Source organism: Actinoplanes sp. NBC_00393, from assembly GCF_036053395.1.
Lineage (GTDB): Bacteria > Actinomycetota > Actinomycetes > Mycobacteriales > Micromonosporaceae > Actinoplanes.
The window spans coordinates 1,981,252-1,997,800 of record NZ_CP107942.1 but is presented as its reverse complement, the minus strand read 5'-3'; the positions used below and the strand labels follow the sequence as shown (position 1 = coordinate 1,997,800).

At 71.9% G+C, this 16,549-nt stretch carries 13 protein-coding genes; 7 read left to right on the top strand and 6 right to left on the bottom strand.

The annotated features are described in order from the left end of the window. Positions 1-27 precede the first annotated feature (27 nt). Positions 28-324: a hypothetical protein gene (locus OHA21_RS09080; RefSeq protein ID WP_328472148.1), complete on the bottom strand. Its 297-nt coding sequence runs from the start codon at positions 322-324 to the stop codon at positions 28-30. 150 nt (positions 325-474) lie between these two features. Here OHA21_RS09080 and OHA21_RS09075 point away from each other — a divergent pair, with 150 nt between their 5' ends. Beyond that, the gene (locus OHA21_RS09075) at positions 475-4,179 is read left to right on the top strand and encodes an AfsR/SARP family transcriptional regulator (RefSeq protein ID WP_328472146.1); all 3,705 of its coding nucleotides are present in this window, start codon (positions 475-477) and stop codon (positions 4,177-4,179) included. A 1,260-nt stretch (positions 4,180-5,439) separates the two neighbouring features. Here OHA21_RS09075 and OHA21_RS09070 read toward each other — a convergent pair. Further along, positions 5,440-6,471 (bottom strand): LacI family DNA-binding transcriptional regulator, encoded by a 1,032-nt coding sequence (locus OHA21_RS09070; RefSeq protein ID WP_328472144.1) that lies wholly within the window; start codon positions 6,469-6,471, stop codon positions 5,440-5,442. Positions 6,472-6,707: 236 nt separating this feature from the next. On the opposite strand from OHA21_RS09070, the gene OHA21_RS09065 reads away from it, so the two are divergent. The 6 genes from OHA21_RS09065 (at position 6,708) to OHA21_RS09040 (ending at position 12,930) form a co-directional block, all read left to right on the top strand. Further along, on the top strand, positions 6,708-8,009 hold the full coding sequence (locus OHA21_RS09065; RefSeq protein WP_328472142.1) for an ABC transporter substrate-binding protein: 1,302 nt from the start codon (positions 6,708-6,710) through the stop codon (positions 8,007-8,009). 73 nt (positions 8,010-8,082) lie between these two features. Continuing rightward, positions 8,083-9,009 carry a carbohydrate ABC transporter permease gene (locus OHA21_RS09060; protein WP_328472140.1) on the top strand — a complete coding sequence of 309 codons (927 nt, stop codon included), beginning with the start codon at positions 8,083-8,085 and terminating at the stop codon, positions 9,007-9,009. Next, positions 9,009-9,815: a carbohydrate ABC transporter permease gene (locus OHA21_RS09055; protein WP_328472138.1), complete on the top strand. Its 807-nt coding sequence runs from the start codon at positions 9,009-9,011 to the stop codon at positions 9,813-9,815. Before OHA21_RS09060 ends, OHA21_RS09055 begins: the two co-directional genes overlap by 1 nt. Before the next feature lie 7 nt (positions 9,816-9,822). Beyond that, positions 9,823-11,706 carry a glycoside hydrolase family 127 protein gene (locus tag OHA21_RS09050; protein WP_328472136.1) on the top strand — a complete coding sequence of 628 codons (1,884 nt, stop codon included), beginning with the start codon at positions 9,823-9,825 and terminating at the stop codon, positions 11,704-11,706. Positions 11,707-11,759: 53 nt separating this feature from the next. After that, the gene (locus tag OHA21_RS09045; RefSeq protein WP_328472134.1) at positions 11,760-11,933 is read left to right on the top strand and encodes a CsbD family protein; all 174 of its coding nucleotides are present in this window, start codon (positions 11,760-11,762) and stop codon (positions 11,931-11,933) included. 127 nt (positions 11,934-12,060) lie between these two features. Further along, on the top strand, positions 12,061-12,930 hold the full coding sequence (locus OHA21_RS09040; RefSeq protein ID WP_328472132.1) for an NAD(P)H-binding protein: 870 nt from the start codon (positions 12,061-12,063) through the stop codon (positions 12,928-12,930). On the opposite strand, the gene OHA21_RS09035 is transcribed toward OHA21_RS09040, so the two are convergent. From OHA21_RS09035 to OHA21_RS09020, 4 genes are all read right to left on the bottom strand, one after another. Then, the gene (locus tag OHA21_RS09035; protein ID WP_328472130.1) at positions 12,861-13,688 is read right to left on the bottom strand and encodes a PIG-L family deacetylase; all 828 of its coding nucleotides are present in this window, start codon (positions 13,686-13,688) and stop codon (positions 12,861-12,863) included. The two genes, OHA21_RS09040 and OHA21_RS09035, sit on opposite strands and share 70 nt — an antisense overlap. Positions 13,689-13,713: 25 nt before the next feature. Further along, a complete protein-coding gene (locus OHA21_RS09030; protein WP_328472128.1) occupies positions 13,714-14,457 on the bottom strand; it encodes an SDR family NAD(P)-dependent oxidoreductase in 744 nt (247 codons plus the stop codon). Positions 14,458-14,698: 241 nt separating this feature from the next. Then, a complete protein-coding gene (locus OHA21_RS09025) occupies positions 14,699-15,652 on the bottom strand; it encodes a COG1470 family protein (RefSeq protein ID WP_328472126.1) in 954 nt (317 codons plus the stop codon). A 260-nt stretch (positions 15,653-15,912) separates the two neighbouring features. Continuing rightward, positions 15,913-16,527: a hypothetical protein gene (locus OHA21_RS09020; RefSeq protein ID WP_328472124.1), complete on the bottom strand. Its 615-nt coding sequence runs from the start codon at positions 16,525-16,527 to the stop codon at positions 15,913-15,915. Positions 16,528-16,549 lie beyond the last annotated feature (22 nt).

Genomic DNA, 16,549 nt, shown 5'->3' with positions numbered 1-16,549 from the left:
GTGGTGACGGCCGACTCAGCGTGCCGCTCAGCCGAGCCGGACGGCGGCCCCGGCGCGGCGAGCCGGCCCGATCAGGGCGCGGTGCCGGTCGAGTCCCGAGGAAGGCCAGTCGGTGACCACCGTGCCGCGAGGCACTACGGGCGGCCGGCAGGCGCGCGCCACCGCGGGCAGCCGGGCTTCGACGACCAGTACCTGCCGGGTCGCCGGACAGTCACGGTCCCGCGGCGGGTCAGGTGGGTCGGGTGGGCCGGCGCGGGCGGCGAGCGCCAGGCCCGTGAAGGCCACCAGGGCCAGGGCCAGCACGGCCCGTTCGGTCGCGTTCACCGTTTCACTCCCCCGTGATGCACCCGGGCGACGTTGCCGCACACGTCTCGGGAATTCCTCGGGGCGTCCGCAGGGTGGTCCGGGTGCGACACGCTGAAGCGGGCGTATCGAGTGACGTTTATGGTGGCGGGCGGAGGGGAGGCGCGACGCGTGGAGTTCCGACTGCTCGGACCGGTGGAGGCGTGCACCACGGCAGGGCCGGTGGACATCGGGCAGCCGCGGCAGAGGGCTGTGCTCGCGGCCCTCCTGGTGGACGCCGGGCGGCCGGTGCCGATGGACGAGCTGATCGACCGGGTGTGGGGCGACCGGCCGCCGGCGAAGGCGCGGCACGCAGTCCAGGCGTACGTCTCCGCGTTGCGCCGGGCGCTCAGCGACGGACCGGCGGAACTGCAGCGGGCCGGCGGCGGCTACCGGATCGACGTGCCGGCCGGCCTGGTGGACCTGCGGCGCTTCGAGGACCTGGCTGCGAAAGCCGAGCCGGAGCCGCTGGCCGAGGCCCTCGACCTGTGGCGCGGCAGCCCGGTGGCGGATCTGCCCGGGCCGTGGGCGCAGCGGCTGCGCCGGCACTGGCACGGCCGCCGGATCGAGGTGGCGCTGGCCTGGGCGCGGGCCGCCCACGCCGCCGGGACCGCGGGGCTCACGGTCGAGACGCTGAACACCCTGTGCGAGGAGTACCCGCTGGTCGAGCCGCTCGCCGCGGCCCTGATCCGGGCGCTGCACGACTGCGGGCGCACCAGCGAGGCCCTGGACCGGTACGCCAAGACCCGCCACCTGCTCGCCGAGGAACTCGGCACCGATCCGGGCCGTGAGCTGCGCGACGCCTACCAGGAGGCGCTGACCGCGGACACCGGGCCGTCCCGGGCGAGCGAGGCGGCGGACGTGGAGTTCCGGCTGCTCGGGCCGGTCGAGGTGCGTACCGGCGCGGACACCGTCCCGCTCGGCGGAACCAAGATCCGGACGCTGCTGGCCGCCCTGCTGCTCCCGGCCGGCCGGGTGGTGTCGACCGACCGGCTGATCGACGTGATCTGGGACGACGATCCGCCGCCGACGGCCCGGGCCCTCGTGCAGACGTACGTCTCCGCTCTCCGCCGCGCCCTGCCACCCGGAGTGATCGAGACCCGGCCGCCGGGCTACCTGGCCCGCATCGACCCGGACAGCCTGGACCGCAACCGGTTCGACGCGCTCGTGGCCCGCGGCCGCGCCGCCGCCCGCGACGGACGCCACGCCGAGGCATCGGAAGCGCTGCGTGCCGCGGCCGCGCTCTGGCACGGTCCAGCCCTGAGCGGGGTACGCAGCGACGCGCTCACCGCCGAAGCAGCCCGCCTGGACGAGCAACGGATCGCGATCACCGAGGAACGCATCGCCGCCGACCTCGCCCTGGGCCGCGCCGACCAGCTCTGCGCCGAACTGTCCGTGCTGGTCGGGCAGCACCCCACCCGCGAGTCGCTACGGGCGCAGCTGATGACCGCGCTGCACCGGTCCGGCCGCACCGCGGACGCGCTGACCGTCTACCGGCAGGGCCGGCAGGTCCTCGTCGAGGAGCTCGGCATCGAACCCGGCCCGGAACTGACCCGCCTGCACGAGTCGATCCTGCGCGGCGAATCCGGGGCGGCGCCGAAACCGGTCCCCGCGCAGCTGCCACCGGACGCGGCCGACTTCACCGGCCGCGAGACGGAGACGGCGCAGCTCGTCCAGCTGCTGGAGAAGTCGTCGGCCGGCGTGATCGCGGGACCCGGCGGGGTCGGCAAGTCGGCGCTCGCGGTCCATGTCGCGCATCGCGTCGCCTCGGCGTACCCCGATGGTGTCCTGCATGTCGATCTTCGCGGCATGTCCGCCTCGCCGGCCTCGCCGGCCGAGGTGCTGGGACGCTTCCTGCGCGCCTTCGACGTCGACCCGAGCGCCATTGAGAGCAGCCTGGACGAGCGGATGAACCAGTACCGCAGCCTGCTCGCCGAACGCCGGGTGCTGGTCGTGCTCGACGACGCCGCCAACGAGCAGCAGGTCCGGCCGCTGCTGCCGGGCAGCCCGCGCTGCGGCGTGCTGATCACCTCCCGCAACCGGCTCCCCGGCCTGGCCAGCGCCCGGCTGCTGGAACTCGACATGCTCAGCCAGCAGGAGGCGACCATCCTGCTGGCCCGCGTGGTCGGCGACGACCGGGTGACCTCGTCCCCGGACGCGGCTGCCGAGATCGTCTCGTCGTGCGGGCGGCTGCCGCTGGCGGTACGCATCGCCGGCGCCCGCCTCGCCACCCGCCGGCACTGGTCCGCGCAGCTGCTGGCCCGCCGCCTCGGCGACGAACGCCGCCGCCTCGACGAACTGTGGGCCGGCGACCAGCAGGTCCGCGCCACCATCGAGATGAGCCTGCCCGGCCTCGACCCGCGCGCCCGGACCGTGCTGCGCCGCCTCGGCCAGCTCGGCCCCTCCGACTTCCCCTGCTGGGTCGTCGCCGCCCTGCTCGACACCAGCGTCGAGGACGCCGAGACCGTCATCGAGCAGCTCGTCGACGCGCACCTGGTCGACTACACCTACGTCGACCACGCCGGGCAGATCCGCTACCGGCTGCACGACCTGGTCCGCATCTACGCCCGTGAACAGGCCGAACTCCTCGAATCACCGGCCGACCAGGTGGCCGTGACCACCCGCGTCGCGGACGGCTGGCTGGCCCGCCTCGACCGGCTGCGTGGGCACATCGCCGACCGGGTCACCTCCGGCTGCATCCCGCTGTGGCTGCCGTCGCGCGAGGACCAGGCCGACGGGGAGACCAGCACCAACCCGCGCGGCTGGCTCGACGTCGAACAGACCTCCCTGGTCCTGGCCGTCGAACGGGCCGCCGCCCTCGACCTCGACGACACGGCGGTCCGGCTGGCGTCGCTGGTGTGCGCGTCGTCGTACCCCCTGAACAACGTCATCGAGCTGTGGCAGCGCGCCCATGACGCGGCCCTGGGCGCCGCCCGCCGGGCGGGCAACCGCCTCGGCGAGGCGGTGCTGATCGCCGCGCTCGGCCAGTTCCGGTACGAGCAGGACCGCTACCCGGAAGCCCGCCGCCACCTGTCCGAGGCCCTCGCCCTCTTCCGCGACCTCGGCCACCAGCGCGGCGCCGCCGCCATGCTGACCGCGCTCGGCCTGGCCTGCCGCGAACAGGGCTACCTGCCGGAGGCCCGGCACTTCCTGGAACAGGCGATGACCGTCCTCACCGTCCTCGACGACGACAGCGCGATCGGCCACTGCGCCCGCATCGCCGGATCGGTCTACCTCGAACAGGGCGCCATCGACGAGGCCAACACGTCCCTGGAACGGGCGCTTCGGGCCTACCGGCGCGCCGGCAGCGTCCGCGGCACCGCCCTCACCCTGCGCACCATCGGCCTGGTGCATCGCGCGGCCGGCCGCCTCGACGACGCCGAACAGGTCCTCAGCCGGGCCACCGAGATGTTCCGGCAGCTCGGCGACGTCAAACTCGAAGGCTTCAGCCTGCGCGCGCTGGCCAAGACACACGTCCGGCTGGGCCGGCTCGACCAGGCGCTCGCCGTGCTCGAACCGCTGCTGATCAGCGACCGCGCCGGCCGCGACCGGTGGGCCGAGGCGATGACCCTGCGCACCCTCGGCGAACTGCACCTCAGCGCCGGGCGCCTCGACGAGTCCGACGCCTGCCTGCGCGGCGCCCTGGACCTCTTCCGCTCACTGGAGATGCCGCTGTTCGCGGCGCGCACCCAGCGCGACATCGCGGAACTCCGGGAAGCGCGCGGCCAGAGCGCGGCGGCCGAGGCAGTGCGGCGCGAGGCTCTGGCGACCTTCCGATCGTACGGAGCACGCGAGGTCAGCGAACTGTCCTACAGAACGGCTACAGAAACTCTATAGCGGCCTGCACGAGGCTCTGCCCCGTCTCACGTGACGGAGGTCGGGCAGATGGCTGTGCCGCTGACGGATCCACGGTTCGCGGCCGTGCCGGTCCGCGACTGCGGCGAGCCGCTGGCCGTCCTCGGAGCGGGGGCACCGCTTTCGGTCGTGGCCGAGGGCGTCTCCTTGCGGTCGGGGGTGGTAGACCGGTTGGTGACAGCCCAGAGTCTGCTTCCGCGGGAGCTGCGCCTGCTCGTCCTGGCGGGGTATCGCACGCGAGACCGGGAGGCGGCGGCAGGCCTGGGGTGCCGGCACCCGAGACCGGTAGACCTGCCGCCGCATCTCACCGGCGGCGCGGTCGATCTGACGGTGCTCTCCCCGTCCGGGGCTGTTCCCGCGCTCCCCCAGGCCCTCGATAGGCCTGGGGTGCCGGCACCCGAGACCGGTAGACCTGCCGCCGCATCTCACCGGCGGGGCGGTCGATCTGACGGTGCTCTCCCCGTCCGGGGCTGTTCCCGCGCTCCCCCAGGCCCTCGATAGGCCTGGGGTGCCGGCACCCGAGACCGGTAGACCTGCCGCCGCATCTCACCGGCGGGGCGGTCGATCTGACGGTGCTCTCCCCGTCCGGGGCTGTTCCCGCGCTCCCCCAGGCCCTCGATCCGGGTCGCCATGCGCTGCTCGCGGCTGCGTTGCGAGGCAGCGGCATGGTCCCGCATCCGTCGCAGTGGTGGCATTGGTCGTATGGCGATCAGTACTGGGCTTTTGTCACTCACGCCGGTTCTGCCCGCTACGGAGCCGTCGAACACACCCTCTAAAGCATCCTAGGAGGTTAGGCTGGTTCCGTTTGCTCTCCCGGCTGCGCCTCGCGCCCCAGTCCCGGCCGGCCCCAGTCCGGGCCGGGCCCCAGTCCGGGCCGGCTCCAGTCCGGGCCGGGCCCAGTCCGGGCCGGGCCCCGCGCCCGCCCCAGCCGCACGGCAGACCTGCTTCCCGCGGCCAGAGGCAGTCCGGAACGGCGGCTGAGCAACACCAGCCGCCCGTCAGGACCGCATCAACCCACCCCAAGCAGTCCTCAACGGCGGCTGAGCAACGCCAGCCGCCCGGCAGGACCGCATCAACCCACCCCAAGCAGTCCTCAACGGCGGCCCGCCAACACCAGCCGCCCAGCAGGACCGCATCAACCCACCCCAAGCAGTCCTCAACCGCGGCTGAGCAAGGGGGCGACCGGCTGGCGGGGCGGCTTCGGGTAGTCCGCGCGGGTCCCGGCGGGAGTTGCGGGTGGGGTCAGCTGAGGGGAGCCGTGGACTCGCGGGTGATCAGGCGGACCGGGAGGGTTTCGGTGCCGGAGGCGGGGTGGCCCTCCATCGCCGCGGAGAGGCGCTGGGCGGCGGTGCGGCCCAGCTGTTCCAGGTTGAGGTCGATGGTGGTCAGTGGGGGGCGGGCGTTGGCGGCCAGGATGTTCCAGTTGTCGAAGCCGATCACGGCGACCTGGGACGGCACGTCGATGCGTTCCTCGTGGAGCACGTCGAGCACACCGCGGGCGATCTCGTCGGAGCCGGCGAAGACGGCGTCGACGTCGGGGCAGCGGTCCAGCAGCATGCGGGCGGCGCCGCGGCCCCAGGCCTCGGACCACATGCCGAACCAGACTTCGCCGCCGGCCAACTCCAAGCCCTCCTCGGCGAGGCGGTCCAGGGCGCCGCGGGCACGGTCGTGGGCGGCGCCGTAACTGGTGTCGCCGGTGATGTGGGCGATCCGGCGGCGGCCGCAGCGGATCAGGTGGTCGACGGCGAGGCGGCCGCCGCCGACGTTGTCGGTGACCAGGGAGAGGTCGGCCGGGTCGTCGGACGGCGCGTACGCATAGACGACCGGGACGGGCAGGTCACGGCCCAATGATGCCCGGGTGTCGGGGCGCGCGCCCACCACGATCAGGCCGTCGACGCGGCGGGTGAGCAATGCCCGCAGGTGGTGTTTCTCCCGGATGGTGTCGCCGCGGGCGTCGCAGAGGAAGACCGACGTCTGGTCGGAGCCGAACGCGTCCTCGGCGCCCATCAGGATCGGGATGGAGAAGCGGCCCTCCAGGTCGGAGGTGAGCAGCCCGACCGTGCCGCTGCGCTGGGTGATCAGGCTCTGGGCAAACGTGTTGGGTGAGAAGGCGAGCTGCTCGGCGGCGCGGATGACCCGGGCCCGGGTCTCGGCGCGGACCTGCGGCTGACCGTTCAGCGCTTTCGACGCGGTGGCGACCGAGACGCCGGCCAGACGGGCGACGTCGCGCAGCGTGACAGGGCGGTTGGTGGCCGTGCCCAACGTGTCCTCCAAGCCCTGTCTCCGATCGGGACGATTGTCGGCCGATGTGCCACCGGCTGTCGAACCTCTTGACAAGAAAATCTCCACCCGATTACGTTTCTGAAAACGTTTTCGGCGACCGGCCCGGCCACTTCGGCCGGTCGCGTTCCACCGCTTCTTAGCTGCTCATTCTCGCTGGCTTGACGTCCGCCAGCCTAGTACACGTACCGGCAACTCCGAAACATACCGAAACGTTCAGGAGGAGCATAGTGAGATCAGGGATACGCAGGGCGGTCGCGGCCGTGGCGGCGCTCGGCCTGGTGGCCGCGCTGGCGGCGTGCGGGTCCGACGACGCCGAGGGTTCCAGCTCGTCGGGGGCGATCACGGCCGAGGGGGTCGACGACGGCTCGGAGCTGACACTCTGGACCCGGGCACCGCTGGAGCTGCAGGCCAAGGCGCTGGTCGACGCGTACAACAAGTCGCACAAGAACCAGGTGAAGCTGACCATCGTCCCGAACGACGACTACGTGGCGAAGGTGGGTGCGGCGGCCGGCAGCAGCAACCTGCCCGACCTGTTCGCCGCCGACATCGTCTACGTGCCGAACTGGACGAAGGCCGGCCTGTTCAGTGACCTGACCGAGCAGATCGGGCTGCTGCCGTACGCCGACAAGATCAACCAGGGGCACATCACGGCCGGCACCTACGAGGACCAGAAGTTCGTGCTGCCGTTCGTCCTCGACCTGTCGGTGATCTTCTGGAACAAGGCGCTCTACAAGGAGGCCGGCCTCGACCCGGAGAAGGGCCCGGCGACGCTGGACGAGTTCAAGCAGCACGCGCTGGCGATCCAGAAGCTCAACAAGAAGGACACGTACGGCACGTACTTCGGCGGCAACTGCGGTGGCTGCAACGTGTTCACCTGGTTCCCGATGATCTGGGCCAGCGGCGAGGACGTGATGGACCCGGAGGGCACGAAGTCGTTGCTCGACGGCCCGGCCGCGCAGAAGGTCTACAGCACCTGGCGTGAGCTGCAGGAGGGCGGAGCGATCGCGCCCGGTTCGAAGGACGAGACCGGCGCCACCTGGGTCGCCGCGTTCCAGGAGGGCAAGATCGGCGTGATGCCGTACCCGGCCACCCTGCTGCCGACCGCTTCCAAGACCGTCGACGTGGGCGTGGCGCCGATCCCGGGCACGAGCGCCGGTGGCGGCTCCACCTTCATCGGCGGCGACGGCATCGGCATCTCCAAGGACTCCAAGAAGAACCAGCAGGCCTGGAACTTCCTGTCCTGGCTGACCTCCGAGGCCGCCCAGGTCGACGTGCTCGCGGCGAACAACAGCACGGTGGCCCGGACCGACCTGGCCGACAACGAGTTCTCGAAGAAGGACCCGCGGGTCGCCACGGTCAACCAGGTGGCGGCGTCGCCGCAGAGCAAGACGCCGTTCGCGATCAACTTCCAGCAGGCGTTCAACGCGCCGGGCAGCCCCTGGGTGACCCTGCTGCGCAACCAGGTCTACGGGGACGCGGGGGCTCTGGCCGGCGACAACAGCGCCGTCACCGGCGTACTCGGCCAGTAGCACCGGACGCGGCGCCGGGATCAGTCGGCCCGGCGCCGCGTAGGCGTACAAGGAAAAGAAGGAAGCGCAAGCCATGGCACCTGCATCGACCCTCACCAAGCCGCCGGAAGGCGTGACCGCGCCGCCCGGCGAGACCCGGCGCAGGCCGCGCCGACGCGGCCAGGCCCTCGCGGGCTGGGGCTACGCCACGCCGACCGCACTGTTCGTCCTGATCTTCTTCGTCGTGCCGATCGTGCTGGTCGGGCGGATGTCGGTCTCCGACTGGGGACTGTTCGCCGGCAACCGCGGCTTCAACGCGCCGGAGAACTTCACCGACGCCGTCGACGACCGCCTGTTCTGGCCGGCGGTGGGGTTCACCGTCAAGTACACCGTGGTCACCACCGTCATCCTGCTGGGCCTGGCGCTCGGGCTGGCCCTGCTGGTGCAGGAGTCGAACCGGTGGACCGGCTTTCTGCGCACGTCGATCCTGGTGCCCAGCGCGCTGGGGCTGGCCTCGGCCTCGCTGCTGTTCTACGCGCTCTACTCGCCGCAGAGCAGCCCGCTCGGCTTCCTCGGCATCGACTCGTTCCTCGGTACGCCGACCACCGCACTCTGGTCCACAGTCGCGCTGATCGTGTGGCGGTTCGCCGGCTTCTACATGCTGTTGCTGCTGGTCGGCCTGCAGGGGATCACCGGTGACGTCTACGAGGCGGCCCGCCTGGACGGCGCCGGGCGCTGGCAGACCTTCCGGTACGTCACGCTGCCGCTGCTCAAGTCGTCGCTCGCCCTGTGCACGATCCTCTGCGTCACCGGCTCGATGCTGGCGTTCGACCAGTTCTACATCCTGACCAAGGGCGGGCCGGACAACAGCACGGTCACCATCGTCCAGCTGATCTACAACATGGCCTTCGGCGGCCAGAACGACCTCGGCCGCGCTGCTGCCCTCTCGATCCTGGTGCTCGGCGCGCTGCTGGTCGTCAACGTCCTGCAGTTCCGCGGCCTGCGCGACAAGGAGTCCTGATGCGCCGGATGCCCTTCTACGTCTTCACCGGCGCGCTCGCCGTGCTGTTCCTGGCCCCGATGCTCTGGGCCGCGGTCGCCTCGGTCAGCCCGCAGGCCGGCACCGCGCAGACCGACGGCTGGGGGTTCGGCAACTACAGCACCCTGGCGAACTACCAGGCCGGCATCGTGCAGTATCTGCTGAACTCGACCGTCGTCTCGGTCCTGACTGTCCTGTTCACACTGCTTGCCTCGGTGTTCGGCGGGTACGCGTTCGCGATGTTCAAGTTCCCCGGCCGCAACGCGCTGTTCCTGCTCACCCTCGCCATCCTGATGGTCCCGTACGCCACCCTGCTGATCCCGCTCTACGTGCTGCTCAACCAGCTGGGCCTGCAGAACTCGCTGGTCGGCCTGGCGCTGGTGCTGGCCATGTTCCAGCTGCCGTTCGCGGTGTTCATGATGCGCATCTCGTTCGAGGCCCTGCCCGGCGAACTGCGCGAGGCCGCCCTGATCGACGGATGCGGATCGTTCCGGGCCCTGCGGCACATCCTGGTACCGGCCGTCAAACCCGGGCTGATCACGGTCGGCCTGTTCGCCTTCCTGGCCGCCTGGAACGACTTCATCACGCCGCTGGTCCTGATCAGCGACTCCGACAAGGCGCCGCTCCCGCTCGCCGTCGCCAACATGCGCCAGCAGGTGATGGGCATCGTCGACTACGGCGCCACCGAGGCCGGCGTGGTCGTGCTCGCGCTCCCCTGCGTCCTGCTCTTCCTCGCACTGCAACGGCACTACGTCCGCGGATTCATGTCCGGCGCACTCAAAGGGTGATCCACACGTGACGATCAACGAAGCACCGCCCACCGTCTCCGGCGCCCCGGCGCTACCCAGCCACGGCCGGCTGCGCCCGCTGGGCCTGTCCGAGGTCACCCTGCGCCCCGGGTTCTGGCAGCGCCGGCAGGAGGTCAACCGGTCGGCCACCCTCGCGCACATCGAACACTGGCTGGAGCGGGCCGGCTGGCTCGGCAACCTGGAGGCCGCGCCGCAGGACCGCCGGGGCCGCGAGTTCTCCGACAGCGAGATCTACAAGCTGCTCGAAGCGATGGCCTGGGAACTCGGCCGCTCCCCCGACCCTGAGCTGGAGGAACGCTACCGGGCGATCGTGCGCCGGGTGGCCGCGGTCCAGCAGCCGGACGGGTACCTCAACACCAACTTCGGCCGGCCCGGGCAGCAGCCGCGCTACAGCGACCTGGAGTGGGGGCACGAACTGTACTGCTACGGCCACCTGATCCAGGCGGCGGTGGCGCGGGCCCGCACGTTCGGCACCGACGACCTCGTCGAGGTGGCGATCCGGGCCGCCGACCACGTCTGCGACGTCTTCGGACCGGACGGCATCGCCTCGGTCTGCGGGCACCCGGAGATCGAGCCCGCGCTGGTCGAGCTCTACCGGGTCACCGGCGACCGCCGCTACCTGGAACAGGCCCGGCTGTTCGTGGAACGGCGCGGCCGGCAGACCCTCGCGGACATCGAGTTCGGCCGAGCCTACTTCCAGGACGACATGCCGGTCCGCGCCGCCTCGGTGCTGCGCGGGCACGCGGTGCGGGCGACATACCTGGCGGCCGGCGCGGTGGACGTGGCCATCGAGACCGGCGACGGGGAACTGCTCAACGCGGTGACCCGGCAGTGGCGCAACACGGTGGCCCGGCGTACCTATCTGACCGGCGGCATGGGCTCGCGGCACCAGGACGAGGCGTTCGGCGAGGACTTCGTGCTGCCGCCGGACCGGGCGTACTCGGAGACCTGCGCCGGCATCGGCTCGGTCATGCTGTCCTGGCGGCTGCTGCTCGCGCACGGCGACCCGCGCTACGCCGACCTGATCGAACGCACCCTGTTCAACGTGATCGCCACCGCGCCGTCCGACGACGGCACCCGGTTTTTCTACACCAACACCCTGCACCAGCGGGTCCTCGGCACCGAACCGCCCGCCGGCACGCTGGTTCCCCGGGCGGCGTCCACGCTGCGCGCGCCCTGGTTCGGGGTGTCCTGCTGCCCGACCAACCTGGCCCGCACCTTCGCCAGCCTCGCCGGCTACCTCGCCACCAGCGACGACGACGGTCTGCAGCTGCACCAGTACGCGGCCGCGGAGATTCGGACCAGCCTGCCGGACGGCCGCGAGATCGGCCTGGAGATCGACACCGACTATCCGGTGAGCGGCCGGATCAGCGTGCGGATCACCGAGACTCCGGACACCCCATGGACCCTCACCCTGCGCATCCCGCAGTGGGCGGGCAACGCCACTCTCGACGGAATGGCCGTCTCACCTGGGCAGGCGCGCCTGCGGCGGCGCTTCACCGCCGGCGAGACCGTGGTGCTCGATCTGGCGGTCCGGCCGCGGCTGACTGCCGCGGATCCACGGATTGATTCGGTACGCGGATGTGTCGCGGTCGAACGCGGACCGGTCGTCTACTGCGTCGAGTCGGTCGACCTGCCCCCGCACGTTCCGGTCGACACGCTGCGCCTGGACGCGTCCGTCCCACCGGCCGACGGGGGCGGCGGGGTGGTCGCGTCGTGCCGCATCACGTCCCCGGTCGACCAGGAGTGGCCGTACCTGGCGCCCGGCCCGGAGGCGAGCGTCAAGTCGGCAGAGGTGGTCCTGCGGCCCTACCACGACTGGGCGGGCCGCGGCCCGTCCACGATGCGGGTGTGGTTGCCGGCTTACTGAGCCCCTATTGCGGGTATGCGGTCGTTGTACACCCGTCTCAGTGGAGGTGCTCGATGGCGTTCGACGACAAGGTCGACAACAAGGCTGAAGAGGTCGGCGGCAAGGTCAAGGAAGGCGTGGGCCGGGCCACCGACGACGAGAAGCTCGAGGCCGAGGGTAAGGCCGACCAGACCAGCTCGAACCTGAAGCAGGCCGGCGAGAAGATCAAGGACGCTTTCAAGTCCTGACAGCGCCACCTTCCGGGCCGGGAACGCGATCGCGTTCCCGGCCCGCGCACTGTTCGGCGGCGGGCCAGCGGCCGTCCGCGTACGCGCGGGGCGGTGTGCCCGTCACCCGCCGGAAGTCGGCGGTCATGTGCGACTGGTCGAAGTAGCCGGCCTCGGCGGCGACGGTGGCCAGGTCGGCTCCCACGTCGTCCGACTACTGCGGGAACGCGGCATCCCGGTGCGCGCGATGACCCGGGCGGCGCACCGCGTACCGGCCGGGCTCGGCGTCGAGGCGGACTTCGACGATCCCGGCAGCCTGGCAGCGGCCGTCGCCGGGGTGCACGCGATCTTCCTGGTCACCGCACCACCGGTGCCGTCGGCCGATCACGACCTGGCCATGGTGGCGGCGGCTAGGGCGGCCGGGGTGGCCTCGATCGTCAAGCTGTCGGCGATCGGCACCGGTGAGCGGTTCGGCGGGCAGGTCGTCGGAGCCTGGCACGTGGCCGCCGAGGAGGCCGTCTGCACCAGTGGTCTGGCGTGGACGATCCTGCGGCCGTCGTCGTTTGCCTCGAACTCCCTCGCGCTGAATCTCACCGGCGACGGCCGGCAGGGTGTGATCGACCCGCGCGACGTCGCGGCCGTGGCGGTCGCGGCCCTGACCGATCCCGCACATCACGGCCGCGTGTACACCCTGACCGGCCCGGAGCTGCTGAGCGTGCCCGAGCAGGCCCGCATCCTCGGGGAGGTCCTGGGCCGCACGGTCACCACGACCGACGTCACCGAACTACCGGCCGGCCTGCCCCCGGCCGCGGCCGAGGCGATCCGGATCGGCGTGGCGTGGGCCCGCGCCGGGCACAACGCCGTGCTGACCGACGATGTCGCCCGCGTGCTCGGGCGCCCGCCCACCGGCTTCCGCGAGTGGGCCGCGGACCACCGGGACCACTTCGATCAGCGCAACCCGGCGAACAGGTCGTCCTCCCGCTCCGGGGCGCCGGTGGTGTCCCGGACCCGGACGTAGCATTCTGTGCCCATCACCGAGGCGAACATGTCCCGGCCGAGGCTGAGGAAGAACGCGCCGTCACCCTGACTCGCGTGCGCGGAGAGGGCGTCGTACTTCTGGTCGAGCACCCCGGACACGTCGATCCACGAGGTGATCTCCTCGTCCGGCCAGCCCATCGGTGGCTGGTCGGCGGGGTCCGGCCCGTCCAGGCCGATACCCATCTCCCGCATCCGCTCGCCGACCTGCTCCATCGCCGAGCGGGGCACGGCACTCCAGTACACCTTCGCCGGAGGGTCGTCGAGCAGGTCGACGGCGGCCATGGTGACCCGGTGCACCTGGATGTGGTCGGGGTGGCCGTAGCCGCCGTTGGTGTCGTAGGTGAGCAGCACGTCCGGCCGGTACTGACGGATCAGCCCGGCCAGACGCTCGGCAGCGACAGCTACCGGGGTGGCCCAGAACGACTGCGGGTCGTCGTTGGTCGGCCAGCCCAGCATCCCGGAGTCGTGGTAGCCGAGCAGCTCCAGATGGGTCACCTTCAGCGCGGCGCAGCTGGCCTCCAACTCGCGGCGGCGGATGGCCACGACCGCCTCCGGGTCGTGGCCCGGCTTGCCCGGTTTGACCCCGTTCGGACCGTCGCCGCAGCGACCGTCCGTGCAGGTCACCACGATCGTCGTGACGCCTTCGGCGGCATACCGGGCCAGCGCGCCGCCGCTGCTGGTCACCTCGTCGTCGGGGTGCGCGTGCACGGCCATCAGGGTCAGCGGGCGATTGCTCATCTGATCACCCTAGAAGGACCCGTGCTCAGATGGTGAAGCCGCCGTCGACGTTGACAGTTGCGCCCGTCACGTACCGGGCTTCCGGGCCGGCCAGGAACGCGACGGTGGCCGCAATGTCGGCCGGGTCGGCGTAGTGGCCGAGCGCGGTGAAACCGTTGATCGTCGCCGCGTTCGGGCCGTCGGCTGGATTGATGTCGGTGTCGGTCGGGCCGGGGTTGACCAGGTTCACGGTGATCGCGCGAGGGCCCAGCTCGCGGCCGAGCGCCTTGGTCAGGCCGATCAGGGCGGTCTTGCTCATCGAGTACAGCGCGAAACCGGGAAAAACGGCTCGTTCGGCGACGTTGCTGCCGATGTTGATGATCCGGCCCCCGGCGGGCATGTGCGGGACGGCGGCCTGGGACGCGACGAACGGCGCCCGGACGTTGACGGCGACGGTCTGTTCGAACTCGTCCAGGCTGAGCTGCTCGAACTCGCCCAGTAGAAACGCGCCGGCGTTGTTGACCAGGATGTCCAGGCGGCCGCGGTCGGCGACGACCTGGTTCACGGCGGCGATCACCGCGGACGGGTCGGCGCTGTCCGCGCGTACCGAGGTGGCCCAACCGCCGCCGGCCCTGATCTCCTTGACCACCGCCTCGGCCCGGTCCTGGTTGCTCTGGTACGTGATCGCGACGTCGGCTCCCTGCCGGGCCAGGCGCAGCGCCACGGCCGCGCCGATCCCCCGGCTGCCGCCGGTGACCAGGGCGACCTTGCCATCAAGTGTGCTGTTCATGCCGGAAAGCCTCGCCGAAGCGCCCGCCCGTGTCTGGCGGTGATCGGACGCCGCGTTGCCGGCCGCCGGCCGCTCGCCTGGAAGCTTCGTTTCAGGGAGACCCTTTCAGCAAACCGCCACATCCGTTGTGGGTGTACCCACGCCCGCAACGGGTGTGGCGGCGTCCGGGGAACCAGCAGATGACGCGAGTGAGCCCGTCAATGTGGTTCCCGGATCATGCCGTCGCTGCCGGGAGGACAAATCATGATGCGACGGATTTCGCTCCTTCCAGGCGGGCCTGGGCGAGGAGGGATTCCAGGCGACGGCGGCGGTGGCAGTTGATCGCGCGCAGCGCGAGCGAGAGGCCGATCAGCGCCGCGGCAAGCAGGAGTTGCGGCCACGGCATTGCCCAGGTGGTCACGGTGAGTGAGTGCGGGGCGGCGGAGTCGAGGCCGACGGTGGTGCGGAGGCGGCCCAGCGGCCAGACGCCGTCGATGCGGGTCTCGACGGCGCGGGTGCCGCCGGGCAGGAGCTCGCCGATCGGAGTATCGGCGCTGCGGCCGGCTGTCCGGGCGCTGGCGGTCACGTCGAGGCGGACGTTGCCAGTGTTGGCGACCGTGTAGCTCACCTGGACGGTGCCGGGGCGAAGCGGGTTCCAGGAGCGCTCGTGCTGGACTAGAACGTTCGAGGTCGCCAGTGCGGGGGTGATGGCGCCGGCGGCGCGGAGCAGGACGCGGAAGCCGACCCGGCTCTCCACCTGCACGGTGCCCTGCCGGCCGGCGATCGAGGCGGCGATGCCGGCGGGATGATCGCCCGGGGCGGCGTCGGCGGGCACGGTGATCGTGAACGGGACCACGGCGGTTCGGCCGGGTTCCACGGTGACGGTGTCCTGGACGTCGATCCAGGTGCCGCCGTCGACCGACTTCTGGCCGGACGGCAGCATGTTGAACCGGCCCTTGCCGGTGAGGTAGCCGTCGGCGGCGCTGAGCGCGAAGACCGCCGTGGTGTCGCCGAGGTTGCGGACGGCGAGGTGTTCGGTGAGCTGGGCGCCGGGGTCGAGGGTGTGCTCCATCCAGCGCCGGCCGTCGGGCGCGGTGGCGCTGGCCGGCTGCACCGTCCAGGTGACCGCGGCGGGCGCGGCAGAGGCCGGGCCCGGGATCGCGGCCGGCGCGGCGGCGGTGAGGAGCGCGGCGAGGACAGCGAGCGGGCGGCGCATGGCAGGCTCCTTCAGCGACTTCAGCGGCATGGTCTGACAACGAGGGCGAGGCCGAGGGGGTCCGGCAACGGACGAGGCGAGGCCGGCGGGTCCGGCAACGGACGGAGCGAGGCCGGCGGGGCGGGCAAGGGACGGAGCGAGGCCGGCGGGGCGGGCAAGGGACGGAGCGAGGCCGGCGGGGCGGGCAAGGGACGGAGCGAGGCCGGCGGGGCGGGCAACGGGCGGGGCCGGCGGGGGCGCCGGCCCCCGCCGGCGGAGCGTTACTCGAAGAGGGACAGGGTCAGGGTGGCGCGGTAGGAGCCGGCCGCGACGTCGGCCGGGGTGCGCAGGTTGAGGTCGGCGTTCACGGTGTAGGCGCCGCCGGTCACCGCCGCCGAGTCGTAGGTGGAGACCAGCAGCTCCTGGTCGACCAGGCCGACGTTGTTGCCGGGCTGGGTGGGTTCGTCGAGGACGGTCACCACCTCCTCGCCTTCGGCGACCAGGCCGGTTTCGCCGCCGTCGAGCAGGCGCGGCTTCCAGCCGAGGTGTGAGGCGCTGATCGGGGTCTGCCCGGCGGTGCCGGTGAAGTCGCTGGAGCTGCCCAGCACCGCCCAGCCGGAACCCGCGGGGATCTGCGACGCCGTGCGGGTGTCGGTGACCGTCACGGTCGGCAAGGTGCCGGAGAACTGGCGGATCAGCAGGTCGGAGCCGGATTCGGCGAGGCTGACCGCGTTGCCCGCCACGGTCAGCGCGAGCACTCCCGGTTCCTCGATCTCGGCGATGTCGACGGTGACTTCGACCTCGGCGTCGCCCTGGTCGGCGAGCGCGGCCGGGGGCACGGCCGCGATCCCGGCGAGCAGCGATCCGGCCGCAACGGCCGCGATTCTTCTCTTCACAGAAGGTCCTTTCAGCAGGTGA